Source organism: Anaeromassilibacillus sp. SJQ-5 (genome assembly GCF_054108045.1).
In genome coordinates this window covers 1,105,111-1,127,317 of record NZ_JBPJWQ010000001.1, presented here as the reverse complement: position 1 = coordinate 1,127,317, position 22,207 = coordinate 1,105,111, and the positions used below count along the sequence as shown (strand labels likewise).

The 22,207-nt window shown below is 59.3% G+C and carries 19 protein-coding genes; 9 read left to right on the top strand and 10 right to left on the bottom strand.

The genetic code is table 11. The features are described from left to right. Nucleotides 1-46: 46 nt before the first annotated feature. The 3 genes from ligA to ACSAMM_RS04670 form a co-directional block, all read right to left on the bottom strand. The gene (gene ligA / locus ACSAMM_RS04680) at nucleotides 47-2,041 is read right to left on the bottom strand and encodes an NAD-dependent DNA ligase LigA (protein WP_457790123.1); all 1,995 of its coding nucleotides are present in this window, start codon (nucleotides 2,039-2,041) and stop codon (nucleotides 47-49) included. Between the two features lie 58 nt (nucleotides 2,042-2,099). Then, nucleotides 2,100-2,825 (bottom strand): sporulation protein YunB, encoded by a 726-nt coding sequence (gene yunB, locus ACSAMM_RS04675; protein WP_178724129.1) that lies wholly within the window; start codon nucleotides 2,823-2,825, stop codon nucleotides 2,100-2,102. Nucleotides 2,826-3,003: 178 nt separating this feature from the next. Further along, nucleotides 3,004-3,459: an SH3 domain-containing protein gene (locus tag ACSAMM_RS04670; RefSeq protein WP_178724127.1), complete on the bottom strand. Its 456-nt coding sequence runs from the start codon at nucleotides 3,457-3,459 to the stop codon at nucleotides 3,004-3,006. A gap of 400 nt (nucleotides 3,460-3,859) precedes the next feature. Between ACSAMM_RS04670 and ACSAMM_RS04665 the strand changes: the two genes are divergently transcribed. From ACSAMM_RS04665 to ACSAMM_RS04635, 7 genes are all read left to right on the top strand, one after another. Next, nucleotides 3,860-4,903 (top strand): FAD:protein FMN transferase, encoded by a 1,044-nt coding sequence (locus tag ACSAMM_RS04665; RefSeq protein WP_457790121.1) that lies wholly within the window; start codon nucleotides 3,860-3,862, stop codon nucleotides 4,901-4,903. A gap of 14 nt (nucleotides 4,904-4,917) precedes the next feature. Then, complete coding sequence (gene rsxC / locus ACSAMM_RS04660) at nucleotides 4,918-6,240, top strand: electron transport complex subunit RsxC (RefSeq protein WP_457790119.1); 1,323 nt, start codon at nucleotides 4,918-4,920, stop codon at nucleotides 6,238-6,240. Beyond that, complete coding sequence (locus ACSAMM_RS04655; protein ID WP_457790117.1) at nucleotides 6,237-7,172, top strand: RnfABCDGE type electron transport complex subunit D; 936 nt, start codon at nucleotides 6,237-6,239, stop codon at nucleotides 7,170-7,172. The genes rsxC and ACSAMM_RS04655 overlap by 4 nt, the downstream gene beginning before the upstream one ends. Nucleotides 7,173-7,205: 33 nt before the next feature. Further along, nucleotides 7,206-8,606 carry an FMN-binding protein gene (locus ACSAMM_RS04650; protein ID WP_457790115.1) on the top strand — a complete coding sequence of 467 codons (1,401 nt, stop codon included), beginning with the start codon at nucleotides 7,206-7,208 and terminating at the stop codon, nucleotides 8,604-8,606. Nucleotides 8,607-8,639: 33 nt separating this feature from the next. Beyond that, entirely contained in the window at nucleotides 8,640-9,617 is a 978-nt protein-coding gene (locus tag ACSAMM_RS04645; protein ID WP_457790113.1) for a hypothetical protein, read from the top strand. A 309-nt stretch (nucleotides 9,618-9,926) separates the two neighbouring features. Then, complete coding sequence (locus ACSAMM_RS04640) at nucleotides 9,927-11,288, top strand: citrate/2-methylcitrate synthase (RefSeq protein WP_457790111.1); 1,362 nt, start codon at nucleotides 9,927-9,929, stop codon at nucleotides 11,286-11,288. 154 nt (nucleotides 11,289-11,442) lie between these two features. After that, nucleotides 11,443-12,777 carry a PepSY1/2 domain-containing protein gene (locus tag ACSAMM_RS04635; RefSeq protein WP_457790109.1) on the top strand — a complete coding sequence of 445 codons (1,335 nt, stop codon included), beginning with the start codon at nucleotides 11,443-11,445 and terminating at the stop codon, nucleotides 12,775-12,777. Between the two features lie 47 nt (nucleotides 12,778-12,824). On the opposite strand, the gene ACSAMM_RS04630 is transcribed toward ACSAMM_RS04635, so the two are convergent. Further along, nucleotides 12,825-14,228 carry an NAD(P)/FAD-dependent oxidoreductase gene (locus ACSAMM_RS04630; protein ID WP_457790107.1) on the bottom strand — a complete coding sequence of 468 codons (1,404 nt, stop codon included), beginning with the start codon at nucleotides 14,226-14,228 and terminating at the stop codon, nucleotides 12,825-12,827. 189 nt (nucleotides 14,229-14,417) lie between these two features. Here ACSAMM_RS04630 and ACSAMM_RS04625 point away from each other — a divergent pair, with 189 nt between their 5' ends. Next, nucleotides 14,418-15,011, top strand: a complete 594-nt coding sequence (locus ACSAMM_RS04625; RefSeq protein WP_457790105.1) for a GNAT family N-acetyltransferase — start codon at nucleotides 14,418-14,420, stop codon at nucleotides 15,009-15,011. Between the two features lie 51 nt (nucleotides 15,012-15,062). Here the strand turns inward: ACSAMM_RS04625 and ACSAMM_RS04620 are convergent, their stop codons facing one another. The 4 genes from ACSAMM_RS04620 to ACSAMM_RS04605 all read right to left on the bottom strand — a co-directional run bounded on the left by ACSAMM_RS04620 (nucleotide 15,063) and on the right by ACSAMM_RS04605 (nucleotide 18,693). Next, the gene (locus tag ACSAMM_RS04620) at nucleotides 15,063-15,281 is read right to left on the bottom strand and encodes a helix-turn-helix domain-containing protein (RefSeq protein ID WP_457790103.1); all 219 of its coding nucleotides are present in this window, start codon (nucleotides 15,279-15,281) and stop codon (nucleotides 15,063-15,065) included. Between the two features lie 115 nt (nucleotides 15,282-15,396). Further along, nucleotides 15,397-16,386 (bottom strand): D-2-hydroxyacid dehydrogenase, encoded by a 990-nt coding sequence (locus ACSAMM_RS04615; protein ID WP_457790101.1) that lies wholly within the window; start codon nucleotides 16,384-16,386, stop codon nucleotides 15,397-15,399. A 31-nt stretch (nucleotides 16,387-16,417) separates the two neighbouring features. Next, nucleotides 16,418-17,779 carry an MATE family efflux transporter gene (locus ACSAMM_RS04610; protein ID WP_457790099.1) on the bottom strand — a complete coding sequence of 454 codons (1,362 nt, stop codon included), beginning with the start codon at nucleotides 17,777-17,779 and terminating at the stop codon, nucleotides 16,418-16,420. Nucleotides 17,780-17,811: 32 nt separating this feature from the next. After that, nucleotides 17,812-18,693, bottom strand: a complete 882-nt coding sequence (locus tag ACSAMM_RS04605; RefSeq protein WP_457790097.1) for a DUF368 domain-containing protein — start codon at nucleotides 18,691-18,693, stop codon at nucleotides 17,812-17,814. 119 nt (nucleotides 18,694-18,812) lie between these two features. On the opposite strand from ACSAMM_RS04605, the gene ACSAMM_RS04600 reads away from it, so the two are divergent. Next, nucleotides 18,813-20,366, top strand: a complete 1,554-nt coding sequence (locus ACSAMM_RS04600) for a glycoside hydrolase family 32 protein (RefSeq protein ID WP_457790095.1) — start codon at nucleotides 18,813-18,815, stop codon at nucleotides 20,364-20,366. Nucleotides 20,367-20,437: 71 nt separating this feature from the next. Here the strand turns inward: ACSAMM_RS04600 and ACSAMM_RS04595 are convergent, their stop codons facing one another. Both ACSAMM_RS04595 and pgeF read right to left on the bottom strand, forming a co-directional pair. Next, on the bottom strand, nucleotides 20,438-21,352 hold the full coding sequence (locus tag ACSAMM_RS04595; protein WP_457790093.1) for a putative ABC transporter permease: 915 nt from the start codon (nucleotides 21,350-21,352) through the stop codon (nucleotides 20,438-20,440). Between the two features lie 21 nt (nucleotides 21,353-21,373). Beyond that, nucleotides 21,374-22,207: a peptidoglycan editing factor PgeF gene (gene pgeF / locus ACSAMM_RS04590; RefSeq protein WP_457790092.1), complete on the bottom strand. Its 834-nt coding sequence runs from the start codon at nucleotides 22,205-22,207 to the stop codon at nucleotides 21,374-21,376.

Genomic DNA, 22,207 nt, shown 5'->3' with positions numbered 1-22,207 from the left:
GACGGGCTCTCTTTTGAAAAGAGAACCCGTCCGGTTGGTATGAGCTTCAGTTGTCAGGCTCGGCCTCCAGCAGCTGCATAAATTCCTCTTCGTTGATTATGCGGATGCCTAATTGCTGGGCTTTGGTCAGCTTACTGCCGGCGTCCTCTCCGGCGAGGACGATGCTGGTTTTCTTCGAGACGCTGCCGGCGGTTTTGCCGCCGTGCTGCTCGATGAGGGCGGCCGCCTCCTCCCGTTTCAAAGTCGGGAGGGTGCCGGTGAGCACAAAGGTCATCCCGGCGAAGCGGACATCCGCCCGCTCGGCTTTGCAGGTCATATTGACCCCCGCCAGCCGCAGCTGTTCAATAAAATGCCGGGACTGGGGGAGGGAGAAAAAGTGCACGGCGCTTTCCGCCATAATGCCGCCGAAGCCGTCGATGGCGGCGATGTCTTCGGCGCTGGCGCTCAGGATGGCCTCCATGGTGCCGAACCGTTCCGCCAGCAGTTTGGCCGCTTTCTGGCCGATGTGGCGGATCCCCAGGGAAAAGATCACCCGGAACAAATCGCATTCCTTGGATTTTTCAATGGCCGCCAGCAAATTGTCGGCCGATTTCTCCCCCATTCGCTCCAGCGCTTCCACGGCTTCCCGATCGAGGCTGTACAGTTCGTAGGCATAGCTGACCAACCCGTTGTTCACCAGCTGCTCGAGCACCGCGGGGCCGAGGCCCTCGATATCCATGGCGTCCCGCGAGGCAAAATGGATGAGATTGCGCAGCTTCTGCGCCGGGCATTCCGGATTGGTGCAGCGCAGCGCCGCCTCATCCTCTTCCCGGGCGACCTGCGCGCCGCAGGAGGGGCAGACATGCGGCATCTGGTAGACGGGAGCGCCCTCCTGGTGAGACACCACCCGCACCACCTCGGGGATGATATCTCCGGCCTTGCGCAACACCACCCGATCGCCGACGGCCAGCTGCTTTTCGTGAATGAAATCTTCATTATGCAGGGTGGCGCGGCTGACGGTGGTACCGGCCAGGGTGACCGGCTCGAACAGACCGGTAGGCGTCAGCACACCGGTGCGCCCGACGTTTATCTCCACATCCAGCAGGGTGGTTTCCTTTTCCTCCGGCGGGTATTTATAGGCCACGGCCCATTTGGGGAATTTTGAGGTGCTGCCCAGCTGCTCCCGCTGTGAAAAGTCATCCACCTTGACAACTGCGCCGTCGATGTCGAAGGGCAACGTGCCGCGCACCGTGCCAATCCGCTCCACCTCGGCAATCACATCGTCGATAGAGGCCGTGCGGGTATAGAACGGAATGATATGAAAGCCCAGCTCCTTCATGCATTCCAGGGAACTGGCATGGGAGGCGACGGTCTCCCCCTCGATCAGCTGCAGGTTAAACACGAAAATATCCAGGTTGCGGCCGCGGGTCACCTTGGGATCCTTCTGCCGCAGGGAACCCGCCGCCGCGTTGCGGGGGTTTTTGAAAGGCTTTTCCCCGTTCAGCTCCTGCCCTTCGACCAGAGCGGCGAAGCTCTGGCGGGGCATATACACCTCTCCGCGCACGATGATGCGGGGCAGGGGCCGTTTCAGCTTTTTCGGAATGGAACGGATGGTGCGCAGGTTGGCGGACACATCCTCCCCCACCTGCCCGTCCCCCCGGGTAGCGCCCCGCAGGAACTGGCCGTCCCGGTATTCCAGCGCGATGGACAGGCCGTCGATTTTCGGCTCCACCACATACACCGGCTCCGGGATGGTTTCCCTTACCCGGGCATCGAATTCGCGGAGTTCTTCCAAAGAAAAGACATCCTGCAGGCTGGCCAGCGGCACCTCGTGGGCAACCGGGGTGAACAGGTTGGACAGTTCTCCGTGTATCCGCTGGGTGTAAGAATCGGCAGTAATTAATTGAGGATATTCCGCTTCAAGCTCACGCAGCTCCCGGGTCAGTGCATCGAATTCGTCGTCTTCAATTTCCGGCGCGTCTTCGTCGTAATATCGTTTACTGTGATACTCAATACGTTCCCTGAGCGCCTCTACCCGCTGCTGTGCCGCTTCAAAATCCATGACTGGATCCTCCCTTTGGTTTCATGTCCTTTAGTATACCAAAACTTCCAGGGAATTTCTACTTGGAATCACTGCCGTAGGCGAATATTTTTCCAAGCAGCTCGGCCTGACTGCCGTCGACCTCGGTGTAGGAATCCGGCACCTTGCCCACCAGCACGGTTTCCGCCACCACAAAATCCGTTTCCACTTTGATGTAGTTGGTATAGCCGGGGATGGTGGTCACAATCTGCGATTCGATATGCAGTGTGATCTGGTGGGAGGTCTGGTTGATCCCCGCGCTGCTGAAGGCGCTATTCATGGTAGTGAGGGCGTTGCCGGACATGGTCACCCGCAGAGGGATGCGCGGGCCGCGATCGTTGAACATTTCCCCTCCCAGAATACTGCCCAGGGGAATCCGCATCTCTAGATGCGCGTACTCCTTCAATCGCTCCAGCACCACGGTGGTAATTTCCGCTTTCAGACGGTTGATTTTGCTGATATCCGCCTCCACCGATACGATATCGCCCACTTCGTTTCGAGCCACCGTCACCAAATCCTCATAACGGATCTGTTCATCGGTCAGCACCTGGGTCACCGCCTCGTTTATCGCCTTGGTGGAAGTGAATTTCGCCTGATTTTCTCCGAAAGATTTGACCAGCGGATGGATCTGATGGTCAAGAAAAATGATGAGCAGAATCAGAGCGATCAGAAAAGCCAGCAAGCGCCAGACCGCCAGGTTCTTTCCAGCGCCCGTCGGCCATCGGCGCGCCCGCCAGCCCCGGTGGGATTTCAGACTTTTTCGCACAGCCAGCATCCGCCTTACCCCCTTGTGCTGTTGTTTAACCCATCTTACGCAAGGGGCCGGGCAGGGGTTCGCGGATTTTTGAAAAGGAGCCGCTTTTCTTGAATTTTGGGGATGATTCCGTTCGTATTACAGAAAAACAGCCCTGCGGCCAGAATTGCCGCAGGGCTGTTTTAGGCACTCAGGAAACGGCGGTCGTGGTGGTGGCCGCCGGCGTTGTGGCGGCGGGAGCGTTCTTCGGATCCTCAAACGTCAGGTATTGCCCGCTGACATATCCGACCAGCTGCAAAATCTGGATTTTATACCAATCGCCCTCCTTGGCGAGAATTTGCACCTGTTCCCCCATCTTGGTGCCGCCGATCGCCTCATAATCCCGGCCCGGCCCGCTGCGCACATGCATCGAGTCCGCTGTCACCCAAGCGACGGAAGGCAGGGTTTCGTCCCGCGTCGGGGCGGTCGTGCCCGTGGTGGGGGCGGCTGTGGAAGCCGTGGAGGCCGTCGTGCCGGCTCCCTCCGTGGTTTGCGTGGACGCGTTGGAAGCGGGGTCCTTTTTACCGAGATCGCAAGCCGTCAGACTACATGCGAGCAGCAAGGCACTGCCGCCGGCGGCCAGCCGTTTTTTCCAATCGATGATCATCGCCGCATTCATCCTTTCCTCTGACCGTGCGTTATTGCTGTTTAGTATGGGATGCTTAGCATCGATTGACAAGGGGAAACGCGGTTTTTCGGCGTGAAAAGGGGTGCTGGCGGCGTTGTCCTCGTTGCCGGGCGCCAGCCCGGCGGCCTCGTCCGCCTTGCCATCTCCTCTTTTTCACTGCCGAAAAACTCCGAAGGACCTGCCGTCGGAGCAAAAAGGCGGCCAGCAAGGCCACAGGCTGCGGGCGGGCTGACGCCCGCCAAAGCAGAGAACGCCGCAGGCCACCTTTTTGGCCGACGGCAGGCGTGTTCGCCCTTGTCAATCGATGCTATACATATCCTAACACATTTTCGTGCACAATAAAAGAAAAAGAATCGTAAATTTTTTGGGGGCCGCTTCATTGATCATCCTGTACCGAATTCTTCCCGCCTTCGTCTGCCTTTGCCTTCTAAGCGGCTGCACGCCGAAACCGCAGCCACGGACGCCGGCCCTGGCCCGCTATGCCGTATCCTTCGTCGGGCCGCTGGACACCGTGACGAATTTCACCGCCTATTGCCCCACGCAAGCTGTTTTCGATCAGGTCTCCAATCAGGTGGAAGCCGAATTGAACCGGTTGGATACTTTATTCAACCACTACAATCCGGACAGCCCGCTGGCACGCATCAACGCGGCGGCCGGAACGGTTCCATCAGAAGACACCCCGCCGGAAATCCTGGAGCTGCTGGCCTACTGCCGAGAGAAGCAAACCAGCGTGCAGGGCGTCAACGTCGCGATGGGAGCGGTCCTGTCGCTATGGAACCAGGCGCGGGAAAGTGGTGTCCCCCCCACCGCCGCAGCCGTCGAGGAAGCGATGCGGCACGTGTCCATGGACGGCGTTTGCGTTCGGGACAAGCGGCTGACGCTGTCGGATTCGGCCATGACGCTGGATTTCGGCGCGGTGGCCAAAGGCTTCGCGGCGAAAAAACTCGCGCAAATCGTGACCGAAGCGGGCATCGGCGCCTTCCTGCTGGACTGCGGCACCAGCACACTGGTGTGCGCCGGCACACCGCCGGATAAGGATGGCTGGCAAATAGCGGTGCGCCATCCGGACGCCGCGCTCAACCTGTCCGGTTCCAGCCAGCCGGATGAAATTCTTGGAACGCTGTCGCTGCAAAACCGCTGCGTGGGCGTCAGCGGCGATTATCAAAAGTATTTTGAAGCAAATGGGACATACTATGCCCATATTCTCTCTCCCGATACCGGGTGGCCAGCCTCCTATTACCGCATGGTCTGCGTTCTGACGGATGACGCCGCGGATGCAGATTATTATTCCACCGCCCTGTTTGCCCTGCCCTACGAGCAGTCCAGGCAAACGGCGGAGGAAGCGCCGGGTCTCCAGGCCCTGTGGATGATGGAGGACGGCAGCATCCGGACCACCGGGGGATTCCCCGCATTTTCCTCTTAGAAAGGCAGGAGATCGTGTTGAGTCAACCCTTCAGCGGCGGCATCGCCTTCCCCCATGACGTGGAAAACAAGGCGGCGACCAGCGCTCTTCCCATTGAAAACTTTACACCCGCCCGTTTGGTCATTCCGCTCCGGCAGGGGTTCGGCGCTGCCTGCGTGCCGGTGGTGGACGTGGGGCAGACCGTCAAAAAGGGACAGCTCGTCGGCCGGCCATCCGAGGACGGCGGGACGCCGGTGCACTGCGGTATTTCCGGCACCGTGCGGGCCCTATCCCCCATGCCGGTTATCGGAGGCGAGGAAGTCCTCTGCGTCACGGTGGAGAACGACAGCTTCCATACGCCGGAAGCCCCCCTGTCCTGGAACAACACGCCGGAGGGGATTGTTTGCCTGATGGCGGATGCGGGCCTGGTGGGCATGGGCGGCGCCGGCTTTCCCACCGCCGTCAAGTTCTCTACCGACAAACCTATTCATCAGGTGCTGATCAACGGCTGCGAATGCGAGCCGTATCTCACATGCGATCACCGCCTGATGCTGCAGGAAGCGGAAAAGGTCATCAAAGGCGCCCAAGCCATGGGCCGTGTGGTGGAGGCGGCGGTCACCATATGCGTCGAGGACAACAAGCCCGACGCCGTAACTGCTTTGGAACAGGCGGCGCGGGACGCCGACGTGAAAGTTTTATCACTGCCGGCCCGCTACCCTCAAGGGGGCGAGCGGCAGCTGATCCAGGCGGTCACCGGCCTTGAGGTGCCGGACGGGAAGCTTCCCGCCGACGTGGGCGTGCTGGTCTCCAACGTGGCCACGGCAGCGGCCCTGGCGGATGCCATGGACGGCACGCCGCTGACCCATCGGATCGTCACCGTTTCGGGCCAGGTCAATCGGCCGGCCAATCTGCGGGTCCCCATTGGCACCCTGCTGGCCGATTTGCTGGCACACTGCGGCGGGATAGCGGGAGACGACGGGAACAGCCGTCCGCTGTATATAGCGGGCGGCCCCATGACCGGCACCCTGCTGGAGCGGCTAGATGTGCCCGTTACCAAAACCACCGGCGGCCTGCTGGCCATCCTTCGGCCGGAGAACACGGAACAGAACTGCATTCGCTGCGGGGCCTGCGCGCGGGTCTGCCCATCCCGCCTGATGCCTTTCGCCATTGACAGCGCGGTCATCGGCGGACATCCGGACATCTGCGCCGATTACAACGCCCAGCAGTGCATCGCCTGCGGCAGCTGCTCTTACGTCTGCCCCGCCAAGCGGTTTCTCGCGGCGCGGGTGTCGCTGGCACGAGGCACCGCCCGGCGGCTGAACCAGCAGAAAGCCACGAGAAAGGAGGCCGCGCAATGAAACCGACCTTGCAAAAAGCGGCCCCCCATATCCGGCGGGGACTTTCCAGCCGGGACGTGATGCTGGACGTATTGATCGCCTGTCTGCCCATGAGTATCGGCGGCGTGTGGAATTTCGGCTGGCGGGCGCTCTGGGTGATCCTGGTCTCCGTGGTAACCTGCGGCCTGTGCGATGAGATTGGCAACCGACTGCGGGGCCAGCGGGTTTTTGACGGAAGCGGCCTGGTCACCGGCGTGCTGCTGGCGCTCTGCCTGCCGGCCGGCGTCCCTTTCTGGGCCCTGATATTGGCGGGGATATTTTCCGTCGCGGTGGTCAAGCAGATACCCGGCGGGGTGGGCCGGAACATTTTCAACCCGGCCATGGCCGGGCGGGCGTTCCTGATGATTGCGTTTCCTCAAACCGTGACGGGATTCACCCGTGCCGACGCGCTCAGCTCGGCAACCCCTCTGTCCCATGTGCATATGCAGCCGTCGGTGCTGTCCATGCTCTTCGGTTTTGAAAACGGGAGCATCGGGGAAACATCGGTCGTTCTCATCCTGGTCGGCGGGATTTACCTGTACCTCCGCGGCCGGATCAGCTTGCGGGTACCGGTCACCTGTCTGGGGGTGTTCGCCCTCTTTGTGTGGATGTGGGGCGGGGCTATCCCCTTCACCGGGCCGGTCACTGCCCATCTGCTCTCCGGCGGGCTGATGCTGGGCGCTTTCCTATATGTCACCGATTTCACCAGCAAGCCCACCACACCGGCGGGAGAATATATTTTCGCGGGCGGCGTGGGGCTGCTCACCGCTGTTCTGCGGTTGTGGGGCCGCTATCCGGAGGGCATCTGCTTTGCCATCCTCCTGATGAATCTGGCCGCCCCGCTTCTGGAGTATCTCACCCGCCGCCGTGTGTACGGCATCGCCACCAAAAAGGAAATCCGGCCGCAGGTCTGAACTGAGGCATTTCAAACGAAAGGACGACATCCCATGAATGCAAAAATGAAAGCCATCCTCAACGTGGTGATTGTAGCCGTGGTTTCGGTCGCGCTGCTCTTTGGCATGAGCGCCATCACCGACACGCTAGTCAAACGCCAGGAGGATGAAGCCGCCAAAATCGCCTTTGGCGATATTCTGAACGCTGATCGCCTGGAAGCAATCGCCACCAAAGACACCGAGGGCATCACCTCCGCCTATAAAGCCCTAGACAAAAACGGCGCTCTCATCGGCTACGCCGTCACCGCCACGGTCAAGGGCTATGGCGGCGACATGGCCGTTCACGTCGCGCTGACCCCAGACGGCAGCGAATTCATCGGCCTGCGGGTGGGCAGTCACATGGAGACGGAGGGCTACGGCTCCAAAGCCGCCGAAGCCGCGTACACCGACCGCTTTGCCGGCCTGAAAGCCCCGGTTTCTCTGAACGGCTATACCGGCATCGAGGGGCTGGACGGCAACGCCGGCACTTCCTCCTCTCCCGCCTCCTCCCCGGCGAGCTCTTCCCCCTCCTCCCAGCCGGCCGCCATGAAGGACGGCACATACAAAGCGGAGGAAACCACCTATACGCAGGGCTATAAGTATTTTCTCGAGCTGACGGTCAAAGGCGGTAAAATCACCGCCGTCAACTGGGACGCCTACAAGGAAAACAGCTCCACCACTAAAAAGCAGGAGTCGAAAAACGGTTCTTATGTGATGACGGAAACCGGGAAAAAGTGGCATGAGCAGGCCAAGATTATGGAGGATGCGCTTATCGCGTCCAACTCTCCGGACGCCATCCGCTATCAAGAGTCGGACGGTAAAACCGATGCCTATGCCGGCGTGTCCGTGGATATCAGCGCTTTTGTAAAGCTGGCGAAAAACGCTGTGGAGCAGGCGCGCGGCAACGCCTCCCCCGCCCCTACCGGCATGTTTAAAGACGGGCATTATAAGGCAGAACAAGCCGATTACCACCAGGGCTATAAATACTATGTGGAGATCACCATCAAAAACGGTAAGATTTCCGCCGTGGACTGGGACGCCTATAAAGAAAACAGCCCTCTGACCAAAAAGAAAGAGTCGGAGGACGGCACCTATGTGATGACGGAAACCGGCAAGAAATGGCATGAGCAAGCCAAAATCATGCAGGACGCTCTGATAGCCGCCGGCGATCCAGCCAAAATCAAGTATAACCCGGAGGACGGCAAAACCGACGCCTATGCCGGCGTGTCGGTGGATGTCAGCGCTTTTGTCCAGCTGGCCAACCAAGCTCTCGACGAGGCCAAGGTGACGAAAACGGGGACCTCCCCCCGCGGCAGCGCCGCCGAAATCGACGGTGTGAGCGGCGCCACCATCTCCTCCAAAGCGGTGGTCAAGGCGGCCAACCTCGCCTATGTATTTGTGCAGGCGGTAAAGTAGCCGTTACCGCTCTGCCGGAAAGGGACGATTCCAATGGCTGAGACTATGAAACCTCGCGGCATCTCCTTGGCCGCCGCCTTTTTCTGCGTACTGGCGGCGGGTTGCGCTTCCGTGCGCGGTGCCTTGCTGCTGCTGGAAATGACGGCGGTTCAGCTTCTTTTAGGCCTCTGTCTGTTCCGGCTGCTCCGCCCGCTGGCCGGACGCGGCAACGACGTCGCCATGGGCGTATTCACCGCGGCGCTGGCCGCTGCGATGCAGATGGCGCTGATGGCCTGGAAGCCCGGCTGGTGGGAAGAAATCCCCACCGTGCTGTATTACGTGCTGGCATTCCTGAGCGGCGCCATGTCCGCCCGTTCGGAGGAATGGGAGGAGCATCTGCCGAAATTCGGCTGGTGGGCGGGAGCGCTGCTGCTGCTCGGCGGCCTGCGGGAATGGCTGGCCGCCGGCCGGCTGATGGGCGTCCGTCTGCTGTGGGACGGCTTGTCCAAGGATTTCGGCCTGGGTGGGCTTGGGCTGCTGACCGCGGCGCTGCTGCTGTCCATCTGCGGGCTCAAGCAGCGCTGGAGCTGGCAGTATTCCGTGCGGGAGAGCGCGCAGGCAGGAGGCCTGCTCTTTCTCTGCACCGCTTTGGCCGGTTGTATCGCGGCGCCGCTGTACCGGTTGGATCTGCCCGCCGGTATCCGGGAGTTTCTCCCCGCGCTCCTTCTGTGCCTGACGCTCCTCATCGGGCGCAGCGTCAGCCGCTCCGCATCTCGGCGGGACATGCTGGCCGATCCGGCGCTGGCGGCTGCGGGCTACGCCGCTTTGCTGTGCCTGCGCGATGTCACCACTGTTTGGTGGTCCGCCCTGCTGATTGTCCTGGGCGTTTCCCTGCTGGCTGGCTGCCTGGTGGCGGCCTTCGGCGCCGCGGCCAGCCGTTTGGACAGCCCGGGGCTGCCCGCATTCTGGAAAACCTCGCCCGTATTGCTGATGACCGCCGGCATGGCGGTATATGCCTTCGCCGCATTTTGAAGGGGGCCGGTCATTGACCGGCCCCTTTTTTGACAGCCTCCAATAGAACCAGCTCCAGCACATTGGCGGCGGATTCCGCTCTGCTCCAAAGGGCTATCCAGTGCTTCACCCGGACTCTCCTGTTTTCCTCTCTGTATTTTTTCAACCCCCCTCACCCCATAGATTTCTATTCATTTGCCAAAAATTCTATTCGTTTTCACCGAAATTATTGAAAAAATAAGAAATTTTAATTTTCTTCACAATTTTCCATCCTCCATATGATATACTGAGGGTTATTCATCGAATGACGAGAAGAAAGGATGGGTGCGAGTGGGTAACACATATGCGGAAATCACACCAAAGATTAAGGAGTTGACCCAGCTCTGTCTGGACAACAGCCAAATTGACGCGTCCCTCTACACGAAGTACCAGGTCAACCGCGGGCTGCGGGATCTCAAGGGAAAAGGTGTGCTGACGGGACTGACGGAGATATCCGAAATCCAATCCAGCGTCGAAATCAATGGCGAATCCGTCCCCTGCGAAGGGAAGCTGTTCTATCGCGGCATCGATATTGAACAGATTGTGGGCGGATTTATCCAGGAAAAACGGTATGGCTTTGAAGAAACCGTGTATCTTCTGTTATTCGGCAATCTTCCTAGCCGGGAGCAGCTGGCCGATTTTCAGCGGGTTCTGGCCGATTACCGCACCCTGCCGACCAGCTTTGTGCGGGATATCATCATGAAAGCGCCCAGTCCGGATATGATGAACACGCTGGCGCGCAGCGTGCTGACCCTATATTCCTACGACGACAACGCCAACGACATCAGCATCGAGAACGTGCTGCGCCAGTGCCTGCAGCTTATTGCGCTGTTCCCCCTGCTGTCGGTCTACGGCTACCAGGCCTACAGCCATTATCACGACGGCAACAGCCTGTATATCCACAATCCCCTGCCGGAGCTGTCCACGGCGGAAAACATCTTGCGCGTCCTGCGTCCCGACAGCCAGTACACCGATCTGGAGGCCCGGGTTCTTGACCTGGCGCTGGTGCTGCACGCCGAGCATGGCGGCGGCAACAATTCCACCTTCACCACCCACGTGGTCTCCTCCTCCGGCACCGACACCTATTCCGTCATCGCGGCCTCTCTCGGCTCCCTGAAAGGGCCGAAGCACGGCGGCGCCAACATTAAAGTGGTTCGGATGTTCGAGGACATGAAGAACACGCTGACGGACTGGAAGGACGAGGAAGCCGTTACGGCGTATCTGAAAGCGCTGCTGAACAAGCAGGCATTCGATCGTTCCGGCCTCATCTACGGCATGGGCCACGCGGTGTATTCCCTGTCCGATCCCCGGGCCAACATATTCAAAAAGTTTGTCAAGAGCCTGTCGGAAGAAAAGGGACGGGAAGACGAGTACATGTTGTATTCTCTGGTAGAACAGCTGGCCCCGCAGGTCATCGCGGAGGAACGGAAGATTTACAAGGGCGTTAGCGCTAACGTGGATTTCTACAGCGGCTTTGTTTACAGCATGCTGAACCTGCCACTGGAACTGTACACCCCGATTTTCGCCATCTCCCGCATCGCCGGCTGGAGCGCCCACCGCATTGAGGAGCTTATCAACGCCGGAAAAATTATCCGCCCCGCCTATAAGAGCGTGGCACCTCACCGGGAGTACACGCCCATCGAAAACCGCTAAGAATCGCAAACGCCGTCCGGATGGTTTCCGGGCGGCGTTTGTCATCCAGTTAAATCTTTCCATTGACCAGCCGGCATATCCGCACGCATTCCGGCAACGCTATAGACGTATATTGGTAATACCTCTCAACTGCAATGGAAAGGCTGGATTAACAATGGGAAAGACCTCATCCTTAAGCCGCCGGGGCGTTGTCCGGCTCATCAGCTTCAACGTGGCGCTGATTGTGGCGCTGACGGCCGGCACCATCACCGGGTATACAGCCGCCCGCCGTCACCGCACCACCATCGAATACACCTACCAGCGGGCGCTGGGCGAACTGACGGATTATTTGGGCAATCTGGACATCACGCTGGAAAAGGGCAAATACGCCTCCACGGCCAGTCAGCTGCAGGGCCTTTCCTCCAAGCTGTGGCGGGAGGCCGGCTTTGCCAAGGAAACGCTGGGGCAGCTTCCCGTTAACGGTTCGGAACTGGCGGGCACCTATAAATTTTTGTCGCAGGTCGGCGATTTCTGCATGGTTTTATCCAACCGGGTGGCCGCGGGGGGCAGCATTACCGATGAGGAAACCGCCTCTATGAAGGCTCTGGCCGCCTATTCCCACAAGGTGTATAACCAGGTGGCGGGCATGCAGAACCAGGCCCAGGCCGGGCTGCTGGCCTTTGATGACGCGGCGCAGGCCGCCGAAGTCGCCGCTCCCAATGTCAACAGTGGCTTCCACGATATGGAGGAGGGCTTCGAGGACTATCCCACGCTGATTTACGACGGCCCCTTCTCCGATCACATTCAGCAGCAGGAGCCGAAGCTGCTCAAGGGCAAAGCCGCCGTCAGCGGCGATGCCGCTTTGTCCAAGGCCAGCCACTGGTATTCCGGCAAGCTGCAGGCCGCCGGCGACATGGGCGGGACGATCCCCTGCTACTCCTTCGCCGGCGACAACTTCCGCATCAACGTGACCAAAGCGGGCGGTTTTGTCCAGTATTTCATCCATTCCCGCCCCATCGGGGAAGGCCGCCTGACGATCGAGGAAGCCCTGCAAATGGGCGATCGGGTCATGAACGAGAACGACCTGCCGGGGTTTGTTCAGCGGTACTATAGCCTGAACAACGGCGTGCTGACCATCAATTATGCCTACGCGCCGGATGGCGTGATATTCTACCCCGATCTCATCAAGGTGGGGATCGCCATGGACAACGGGCAGGCAGTGTCCTTCGACGCCACCGGTTACCTGATGAATCACACCTCCCGCACCCTGCCCAAGGCCGCCCTCACGGCGGAACAGGCCAAGGACAAGCTCAGCCCGCTGCTGACCGTTACCGGCGCCGCCAAACAGGTGGTGGTGCCCTCCGAGGGCCTGAATGAAACCTATTGCTACGAATTCACCTGCCAGGGCGAGGATAACGAGCAGGTGCTGGTCTATATCGACTGCCAGACCGGCCTGGAGGAGCAAATCTTGATTTTACTCAAGGATGAAACCGGCGTTTTGGCCATGTAAAAATACCCGGCGCTTTCGTTTTGAAAGCGCCGGGTATTTTAAGAACGTTATCGGGAGGCGATGTCCCGGGCCACCACGACGCCGGTCACGCTGGCCTGCATCAGACCGCGGGTGATGCCGGCACCGTCGCCGATGGCATACAGACCATCGACGGCGGTTTCGAAATGGTTGTCCACCGCCACCTTGGAGGAATAGAATTTGACCTCCACCCCATACAGCAGGGTGTTTTTGGAATACAGGCCGGGCGCCACCTTGTCAAACGCCTTCATGGCCTCGATGAGGCTGGTCAGATGCCGGTGGGGCAGCACGAAGGACAAATCGCCCGGCACGGCGGTTTTCAGGGTAGGCACCGTGGTGGAACGGCTCAGCCGGGAAGCGTCGGTGCGCCGCCCCTGGAGAAGATCGCCCAGCCGCTGCACCATGATCCCGCCGCCGGTCAGCATATTCCCCAGCTGGGCGATATAGCGGCCGTATTCGATGGGGCGGTTAAACGGCTCGGTAAACCGGGAGGACACCAGCATGGCAAAGTTGGTATTGGCGGTGCGGCGCTCCTCCTCCGCGTAGGAGTGGCCGTTGACCACGGCAATCCCGCCCTGGTAATGCTCCTCGCTGACGATCCCGCCGGGGTTCATACAAAAGGTGCGCACCTTGTTCTCGAACGTATCACTGTAGTATACCATTTTCGCTTCATACAAATGGGCGGTCAGGTGATCCATCACCGAATTGGGCACCTCCACGCGCACACCGATATCCACTTCGTTGTTCTTCGTGTCAATACCGTTGTCGTGAGCCACGTGATTCAGCCAGTCGGCGCCGCCCCGTCCGGGCGCGGCCACCACATAGCCGGCTTCCACCGACTCCGGCTCCTGCCCCTTGGTGCACAAAACCACGCCGGTCACCCGGCCGTTCTCGATGTGCAGAGACTGGGCCCGGGTCAGCTCCCGGAAGGTAAAGCCCGGCTGCTCGATTAGATAGCGGTACATATTGCGCAGCGTCTCAAAGCTGTATTCGGTACCCATATGCCGCACTGGGCATTTCACCAGATGGATGTTGTGGCGGCTGCATTCGTAGTCGATTTCCTCGACCTTTTTGTCGTTGAGACCGTGCACCTTATCGGGCGCGCCGAAACGGGTGTACTGGGAATCGGCGTACCGAATAAACTCCCGCGCTTCCTCGGCCGACATATAATCGACGATATTGCCGCCCACCTCTTCGGACAGCGACAGCTTGCCGTCCGAGAAAGCGCCGGCCCCCGACCAGCCGCTCATAATATTGCAGGGCTGGCAGTGCACGCAGCGGCCGGTCTTGCGCGCCGGGCAGTTCCGTCGATCGATCGTCAAGCCCTCGTCCACCAGCAGCACATCCAGCTGCGGTGCTTTATCCTTCAGTTCCAGAGCAGTAAAAATGCCGGCAGGTCCGGCGCCCACAATGACAACGTCGTATCGCGACATACTTTTCTCTCCTATTCTCGCATTCGCCGGGTCGGTATCGGCCCAAACCTGTTTATTATACTGGACAACCTTCCTTTTGTCAACTGTCTTGCAGCGGAGTCACTGTCATTGAACTCTGGTTGAGCTCCTTGTTTTTCATCCATTCGTATGATAGAATACAGCAACGACACAAAACAGGAGAAAAGGATTATGCATATAGCAAACACCCCTCAATTGGTAACGGAGAGACTGCTGTTAAGACAATTCAAAGAGCAGGACATAGAGCCCTTGTACCGTCTTTTAAGGGACGAGGAAGTTAATACATTTCTGCCATGGTTTCCCACAAAGAACCAGGAAGAGGCTAAGGCATTTTATAAGGAGCACTTTGCCTCCCAGTATGAAAAGAACCGCGCCTATAGATATGCGATTTGCTTGCGTACAGCGGATATCCCCATCGGGTATATACAGGCCGCTATGGATGACAGTCACGATTTTGGTTACGCACTCCGCAAGGAATTTTGGCATAAAGGAATCGTTACGGAAGCCGGCCAGGCGGTTGTCGAACAGTTAAGACAGGACGGCGTCCCTTATATAACCGCTACGCATGATATCCGTAATCCGCGCAGCGGCGGCGTTATGAGGCGTTTAGGTATGACATACCGGTATTCCTATGAAGAGCAATGGCAGCCAAAAGATATACGGGTCACTTTTCGCCTATACCAATTAGACCTTATCGGCGAACAGATGGTCTACAAAAAATATTGGGAGTTGTATCCCGTTCATTTCATAGAGGCCGGGCTGTAACACCCGCGCAATACATACCAAAGCCGCCATGAGCACTCATGGCGGCTTTCCTTATTTCTTCATCTTCTCGATTGTGATGCGGATATGGTGGGTTTGCGCTATTTCCAGCAGCGTTTCGAACGTGTAATTTCGTGTCCCCTGCTCATAGGTCTGAATCACCGCTTCCGAGCGGCCGATGCTTTGCGCAAACTGCTTTTGGGTAAGTTCCGTCCATTCCCGGACAAATTTCATGACCTCCGCCGCGCTGTACTCGTTGGCATTAATTTTCATACCCGTTCATCACCCGTTTTCCTGTTATGATACCCACAGTATACCGCAAACGAAGTGAAAAACCCACACATTATGACAATTTGTTACAGAGAACTCCGTCTTTCCGTTGGACTGGTCAGTCTTCGTTACCGAAACGATCACAGCCGCGAAATTGCCGATACCCCGTGGCCGGATCCACCAGATTCAGCAAGGGATCGCCGGCAACATACCGCCGCAGGTTTTCTGCGCATAAACGCACGATTCGCCGCTGTGTCTGACGCATGTGATACCAGCCAGAAATATGCGGCGTGATGACGGCGTTCGGCAGCGTCCACAGGGGATGATCGGCGGGAAGCGGTTCCGGGTCGGTAACATCCAGCCCCGCCCCCGCCAGGCGGCCGCTGCGCAGGGCGTCGCAAAGCGCCTGGGTGTCAACGGCGGTGCCTCTCCCCCCATTGAGCAGGAAGGCGCCGCGCTTCATGAGCGCCAGGCGTCGGGCGGAAAACAGGGCGGCGGTCTCCCGCGTTCCCGGCAGGCACAGAACCACCACATCCGCCAGCGGCAGAACCTCGTCCAGCTTATCCGCCGTCACCAGCCGCTCGGCGTAAGGCGGCGTCTCCCCCGCGTGCCGGCGCACGCCGATAACGCGGCCACCCAGCGCGTGAACGCTCCGGGCATAGCAGCTGCCGATATCTCCCAGTCCCACGACCAGAAACACCGCGTCCGCAATTCCCGTCACCGTCCCCTCGTCCCGCCAAAGCTTGTCCTGCTGGTTGTCCCGATACAGGTGCAGTTTTTTCATCAGCTCCAGCGTCATGGCCAGCAGATGCTCTGAAACCGCCGGGCCATAGGCTCCCGTGGCGTTGGTCAGCTGCACGCCCTCCGGCAGCACGCCGGGCTGCAGATAGAGATCCGCCCCCGCGCTGTTGAGCTGCAGCCATCGGAGCCGGATGGCCTCCCGCAGGACGCTTCGGGGTACGTTGCCGAGTATCACCTCCGCGTCGCGCAGGCCGTCGGCCGGGATTTCCCGCGGCTGCGCAAAAAGCAGCCGGTAACCGGGTGCCGCCTGCTCCAGCAGCCGCTTGTCCTCATCCTCCACGGGTATTACCGATACAATGGTTTTCATGTTTCCGGCATCCTTTCTCTCTTCCGCCGGTCTATTCGGCGGGACGGGTCAACTGGCGGATCCAGCCGCCGCGGTTGACCTTGACCGCCGCCACCGCGCATTTCAGAATCTGATCGCTTTTCAGGCAGATGAACACCATCAGCGGCGGCAGGTGAAAAACGAACGCAGCCAGCGCCGAGGAGGGCAGCACCACCCCCCACATAAAAATCAGATCGTTAAACAGAACAAACCGCGTGTCCCCGCCGCCTCGGACAATGCCGGTAAGCACCGCCATTTGGTAGGAGGTGCCCACCACCGTCACCGACAACACGGCGATAAACGCCAGCGCCAGGCTGCGGGACTCCGGGGTGATGGCGTAGAAGCTGAGCACAAAATCCCGGCAGAGAAATAGTGCCGCCCCAGTCGCCAGCCCCAGCAGCAGGAACAGCAGCTGCATGGTCTTGGCGTACTGCCGGACCTTATCCAGTTTACCCTCCCCCACGGTTTTGCCGATCAAGACCGCCGATGCGCTGGCCGCACCGTAGCTGAGAACTGTCAAAATCTGAAATACCGTGGTGGCAATGCTGTTGGCCGTCACCGCTGTTTTGCCGAGATGCCCCAATATAGCCGTCTGGATCGCCATGGCGATCCCCCAGGAGGCGTTGGAAAGAATGACCGGCGCCCCGCTGCGAAAATAGTCCCGGCCTATCCCTTTATCCAGCCGAAACACATCGGCCAGTCGGAAAGAGAGCTTCTTATCTCTAAACCGCACATATAGGATCGTCACCAGGCATTCCACCGCGCGGGCTGCCAGCGTGGCAATGGCCGCGCCCCTCACGCCCAGGCGGGGCGCGCCGAAATGTCCATAGATGAGGATATAATTGAGGCAGGTATTAATGACCAGCGTGGTCAGGGACACCAGAAAGCCGATGCGCACCGTCTCCACCCCTCGCAGGGAACAGAGCAGGACATTCGTCACCGCAAACAGCGGATAGGTAAAGCAGATAATCCGCAGATACTTGACCCCTTCGGCAATCAGGGAGGCGTCGTTGGTCAGCAGCCCCAGCACCGCGCTGGGGAACAGGAAGACCACCGCCGCCAGCGCCAGAGATGCCAGCACCCCGCACCACAGCCCGATCCCCACCGTGCGGCGAATCGGGCCGGTCTGTCCTTTGCCCCAATACTGGGCGGATAGAACGATGATCCCTTCCCCCACGCCCATAACGATCATCTGCAGCAAAAATTGAATTTGGTTGACCAGGGCCACCCCGGCCAGCGAAGTCTCGCCGTAGGCTCCCAGCATGATATTATCCGCCAGATTGACGCTGAATACTATCAAATTCTGCAGTGCAATCGTGCCGGTCAGCCGGAAAAATGTGGTATAAAAACGCGTGTCCTTTACCAAAACAGCCATCTGCCACTCCCCATTCCGGGGACATTATACCACTAACCCCCTCTTGATTCAATCGGCAGCCCTTGCGCGTCCTGCGCATGGGTTTTCAAGCGGAGGAGATACCAGGACAGCAGGCAGCCCACCGCCCCCAGGAGCACCGCCATGGCCGACGGCAGATCCGCCCTAAGGGGCGGAATCACCGGGAAGACCGAACCCAGAAGCAGCCCAGCCACCAGGAAGCTGACCAAGCCGTAAGCCTTCCGGTACAGCCATTGAATGATTTTGGCAAACAGGAGGACGAACGTGCCGAACCCGATGGCAAAGGGGATGAGCCGGGGAATATCCACCGTGCGGATGATGTCCAGGACCGTGTCATACAGCCCGGCCCCCATCAGCAGGAAGGAGGAACTAACGCCCGGCACGATGGTGCCGAACCCCTGTACGGCCCCGCAAATCAACAGGATGGGAAAGGTAAGCCCCTCCTCCCCACCGGTATAGACGAACAAATGAGCAAAGGACAGCCAAATCGTCCCGGCCGTCGCCGCCAGCATGAGGAGCAGATACCACCAGCGGAACCCCTGCCGTCTCGCGGTGTGAAAAACCGAAGGGAGCGTCCCGGCCATCAGACCGACGAACAGGCACCGGGTGGCCACGTTGTAATGGCCAAAAAAGTAAGCGATGACCTGACTAAACAGTAAGATACTGGCTCCCGCGCCCAGACAGAGAGGGACTAAGAACTTCATCTTGTTCTTAAAATCTCGGTAAAAATGGGCGACGGCGTCCGTTATGGGGTCGTAAAGATTAAACACCACCGCGATCGCGCCGCCGCTGACCCCCGGCGCTATGGAGCCAATCCCGATCAAAAAACCGGTTGCCAGCGTGTTCCAGAAGCCAGGATAGACCGCCTCCGTTTTATCCGCGCCTGTATGTGGCATAGTTTCCTCTCCTTTCATGGATTGACACCGTTTTTTCTTTTCTCTATAATGAAATCATATCTTCCCCCTCTTTGGTTTATGATAAGACCGTAAAGTTTTTTGAAAGAAGGCGACGATCTATGCAGCTTCATTGTGAACAGCCCTTCCTCGAGTGCCCCGTCAGTTACACCGCCCGCAGCAAGCGTCTGGAGTTTCTGGACGGCGACACGCTGGTGTATGACCTGGATATCCCGCTGGATCCCCTGCATCCCGACTATGTTGTGTATCTTCCCATCCGGCATCTGCTGGGCCGCACGCTGACGCTGCGCACCGTTCCGGAAATGCCGCTCACCCTGCGCCAGACGGCTGAGGACGAGGCGCCCCGTGCCTCCCGCCTGCGCCCCAAATTCCACTACACCGCCAAACAGGGCTGGCTGAACGATCCCAACGGCTTGTGCACAGTGGACGGGACATACCATCTGTTCTACCAGTACAACCCCGCTTCTAGCAATTGGGGCAACATGCATTGGGGGCACGCGGTCAGCACCGATCTCCTCCGCTGGGAGGAGAGGGAACCCGCCCTGTACCCGGACGAGCTGGGCACCATGTTTTCCGGCAGCGCCGTGGTGGATTTCGATAACCGCTCCGGCCTGGGTGACGGAATCCGGCCGCCCCTGCTGCTGTATTACACGGCGGCCGGCGGCGCAAGCGCGCTGTCCGCTGAAAAAAAAGCCAGCCAATGCCTGGCCTACAGCACGGACGGCGGCTTGACCTTCCGCAAATATGAGGGCAACCCGATTATCCCCTATTTCGCCGAGGAAAACCGAGATCCCAAAGTTATTTATCACCCTGAAACCGATCGCTACATCCTGGCGTTGTTTCTGAATAAGCACGATTACGGCCTGTTCGCCTCGGACAACCTGCTGGACTGGTCGCTTCTGCAGGTGATCGCCATCGATGAGGACTGGGAGTGTCCCGATTTTTATCCTCTCCCGCTGGACGGGGACGGCACGAATATCAAATGGGTGCTCATCGGCGCTTATGACCGGTACCTGGTGGGCAGCTTCGACGGCTACAGCTTCCGTGCGGAACAGAGCGCGGGCCGTCTGCATGTCGGCAACGCCAGCTATGCCGCCCAGTCCTGGTTCAATCTCCGGGAGGGCGACAGCCGCCGGGTGCGGATCGCCTGGAATAACCACGCGCTGCCCGCGGCCCCGTTCAATATGAGCATGAACATCCCCTGTGAAATGACCCTGCGCACGGTGGGCGATCGCATGGTTCTTTGCGCCAACCCCATCGCCGAATTGCGCGATCTCTATCAGGAAATCCATCAAACGGACTCCCGCCCTCTCCCCTGCCGCGAAACGCTGCGGGAGGCCGGCTACGACCTGCAAATCGAGTTGAGCGGCGACGCGGCCGGCACCGCGGACATCCGTGTTTTCGGCCTGCATTGGCATCTGGACTGGAGTAGCGACACGATCTCCTGGGACGATTTTACCGCCCCTCTCTGCCTGGAAAATGGCCGCGCCTCTCTGCGTATCCTGCTGGACACCACCGGCGCGGAAGTGTTTATCGGCGGCGGGCAGTGCCTATTGACCTGCGGGCAGATGCTGGATTATAACCTCTGCGATTTGGAGTTAAGCGGCACCGCCGTATTGGAGCATCTGCAAATTGCCGAACTGAAAGCGGTATAAAAAATGGCTCTGCGGGATTATCCGCAGAGCCATTTTTGAAATTTTTCCGCCGATACTCCGGCGGTACCGATTTATTTTTTCTTCCGGATATGCAGATGTTCCCTCAGTTCGCTCAGCACGCGGCCGTCCCCGCCCCGTTTCATGGTGGGGAAAGCCGACAGCATTCGCTTTTGCGTGGGTCTGACCTGCTGCATGAGACCGGTTCGCTTCGCTTGCAGTTCCTCGGCCATATGGCGCAGTCTGTCCGCAACATCCTCCCGGCCCAAGCCTCGCAACCCGTCTAATTTCCCGCGCAGAGACGCCGCCGCTTCCTGCTTCCGGGCAGCATAGCGGTCATAGGCGGCCTGCAGCTTCAGTTCCACATCCTCGGCGGCCGGCAACTCCAGCCCCTCCAGATGCGCCTTGATGAGCTCACCCAGCTTTTCCATCTGCTCCAGCTTGTTGCCCAGCGAGCGGGCGATCCGCACGGAAAAGGCGCAGTCCACCAGAAACAGGACGGTAAAGGTAACCGCCAGAACCAGCGGCAAATGAGCGTTCCATCCATACAACTTGCCCACCAGCGACTCGAACAGCGGCTGCACTATGTACACAAAGAAGGTGGCAAGTCCTCCCCAGGCCAGGGAAATGGACAGGCAAATCCGTCCGCCCAGATTGTATTTATAATGGGAATAATCCCACCAGCGTGCGTGAAACAGCTTTTCCATCAGCCAGGAGGTAATAAACTCCACAGCGGACGCCAACCCCGCCCCGGCAATGAACACGACCGGCAGCGCAATGGCCAGATTGGGCAGACCGTCCCTCACCGGCAGCAGGAAAATCATAATCAGCGTGACCCCGCAACCGTAAATGGGACACAGCGGGCCGTTCAAAAACCCGCGGTTAATGAAGCGGCGCTCCTGTACCGAGCAGAGAATCGTTTCCATCAGCCAGCCGCAGAAACTGTAAATGAAGAAATACAGCAGGGTGTCCGTGAGTGAATAGGGCATGGCGGCTCACCTTCTCCTCCTTTAAAATTCCATGGCGATAAACCCCGCCAGACTGCCGCGCTGCCCGCCGGTCACCCGGTGGGACCAGAAGACGTCGGCATGGCATTTGGTACACAAATCGGTCGCCGTAATGTGCTCCGGCCGCAGTCCGGCCTTTTCCAGAATCCGCCGGTTGACCGCCCATAAATCGATGTCAAACTTCTCCCACGGCCGGCGGCGGACAAACCGCTCCTCCCAGAGATCCATACCGGCAAAGGCCTCGTATACCGGCGCGTCCACCTCAAAGCAGCAGGGCCCGATGGACGGGCCGATCCCCGCCAGAATATCCTGACGGCGGCAACCGTAATCCGCGCACATCCGCTCCACCGTCACCGCGCCGATCTGCGCGACCGTTCCTTTCCAGCCGGAATGGGAAGTTCCCACCACCCGCCGGACGGGATCGACGAAAAACAGCGGCACACAGTCGGCGTATTGGGTGCAGAGCACCACCCCCGGCTCGTCGGTCAGCAGCCCGTCCACATCCTCGTAGCCCCGATCCCGCGTAATCCCGCGCCCGCAGTCGGCCGCCGTGGCGTTGTATATCGTGGTATGATGCTCCTGCGCGGAAACCACCACCCGATCGGCTAAAACCCCGACAGCGCTGCAGAAACGGTCGAAATTCTCCCGAACGGCACATGGATCGTCCCCACGGGTAAAGCTCAGGTTCATGCTCGCGTATATCCCCTGACTCACCCCACCCAGCCGGGTGGAAAATCCGTGCCGAACAAAAGGCACCGCCTCAAGTGCCGGGAAAACCACCACCGGCACGCCGTCCCTTTCCCGAAATCGCAGCGATTCCGTCTGGGGTAAAGTCAT

Coding starts and splice junctions, on each gene's coding strand:
- ligA (WP_457790123.1), bottom strand. CDS start 2,041: ATGGATTTTGAAGCGGCACAGCAGCGGGTAGAGGCGCTCAGGGAACGT.
- ACSAMM_RS04670 (WP_178724127.1), bottom strand. CDS start 3,459: ATGATCATCGATTGGAAAAAACGGCTGGCCGCCGGCGGCAGTGCCTTG.
- ACSAMM_RS04655 (WP_457790117.1), top strand. CDS start 6,237: ATGAAACCGACCTTGCAAAAAGCGGCCCCCCATATCCGGCGGGGACTT.
- ACSAMM_RS04650 (WP_457790115.1), top strand. CDS start 7,206: ATGAATGCAAAAATGAAAGCCATCCTCAACGTGGTGATTGTAGCCGTG.
- ACSAMM_RS04645 (WP_457790113.1), top strand. CDS start 8,640: ATGGCTGAGACTATGAAACCTCGCGGCATCTCCTTGGCCGCCGCCTTT.
- ACSAMM_RS04635 (WP_457790109.1), top strand. CDS start 11,443: ATGGGAAAGACCTCATCCTTAAGCCGCCGGGGCGTTGTCCGGCTCATC.
- ACSAMM_RS04630 (WP_457790107.1), bottom strand. CDS start 14,228: ATGTCGCGATACGACGTTGTCATTGTGGGCGCCGGACCTGCCGGCATT.
- ACSAMM_RS04625 (WP_457790105.1), top strand. CDS start 14,418: ATGCATATAGCAAACACCCCTCAATTGGTAACGGAGAGACTGCTGTTA.
- ACSAMM_RS04620 (WP_457790103.1), bottom strand. CDS start 15,281: ATGAAAATTAATGCCAACGAGTACAGCGCGGCGGAGGTCATGAAATTT.
- ACSAMM_RS04615 (WP_457790101.1), bottom strand. CDS start 16,386: ATGAAAACCATTGTATCGGTAATACCCGTGGAGGATGAGGACAAGCGG.
- ACSAMM_RS04610 (WP_457790099.1), bottom strand. CDS start 17,779: ATGGCTGTTTTGGTAAAGGACACGCGTTTTTATACCACATTTTTCCGG.
- ACSAMM_RS04605 (WP_457790097.1), bottom strand. CDS start 18,693: ATGCCACATACAGGCGCGGATAAAACGGAGGCGGTCTATCCTGGCTTC.
- ACSAMM_RS04600 (WP_457790095.1), top strand. CDS start 18,813: ATGCAGCTTCATTGTGAACAGCCCTTCCTCGAGTGCCCCGTCAGTTAC.
- ACSAMM_RS04595 (WP_457790093.1), bottom strand. CDS start 21,352: ATGCCCTATTCACTCACGGACACCCTGCTGTATTTCTTCATTTACAGT.
- pgeF (WP_457790092.1), bottom strand. CDS start 22,207: ATGACTTTACCCCAGACGGAATCGCTGCGATTTCGGGAAAGGGACGGC.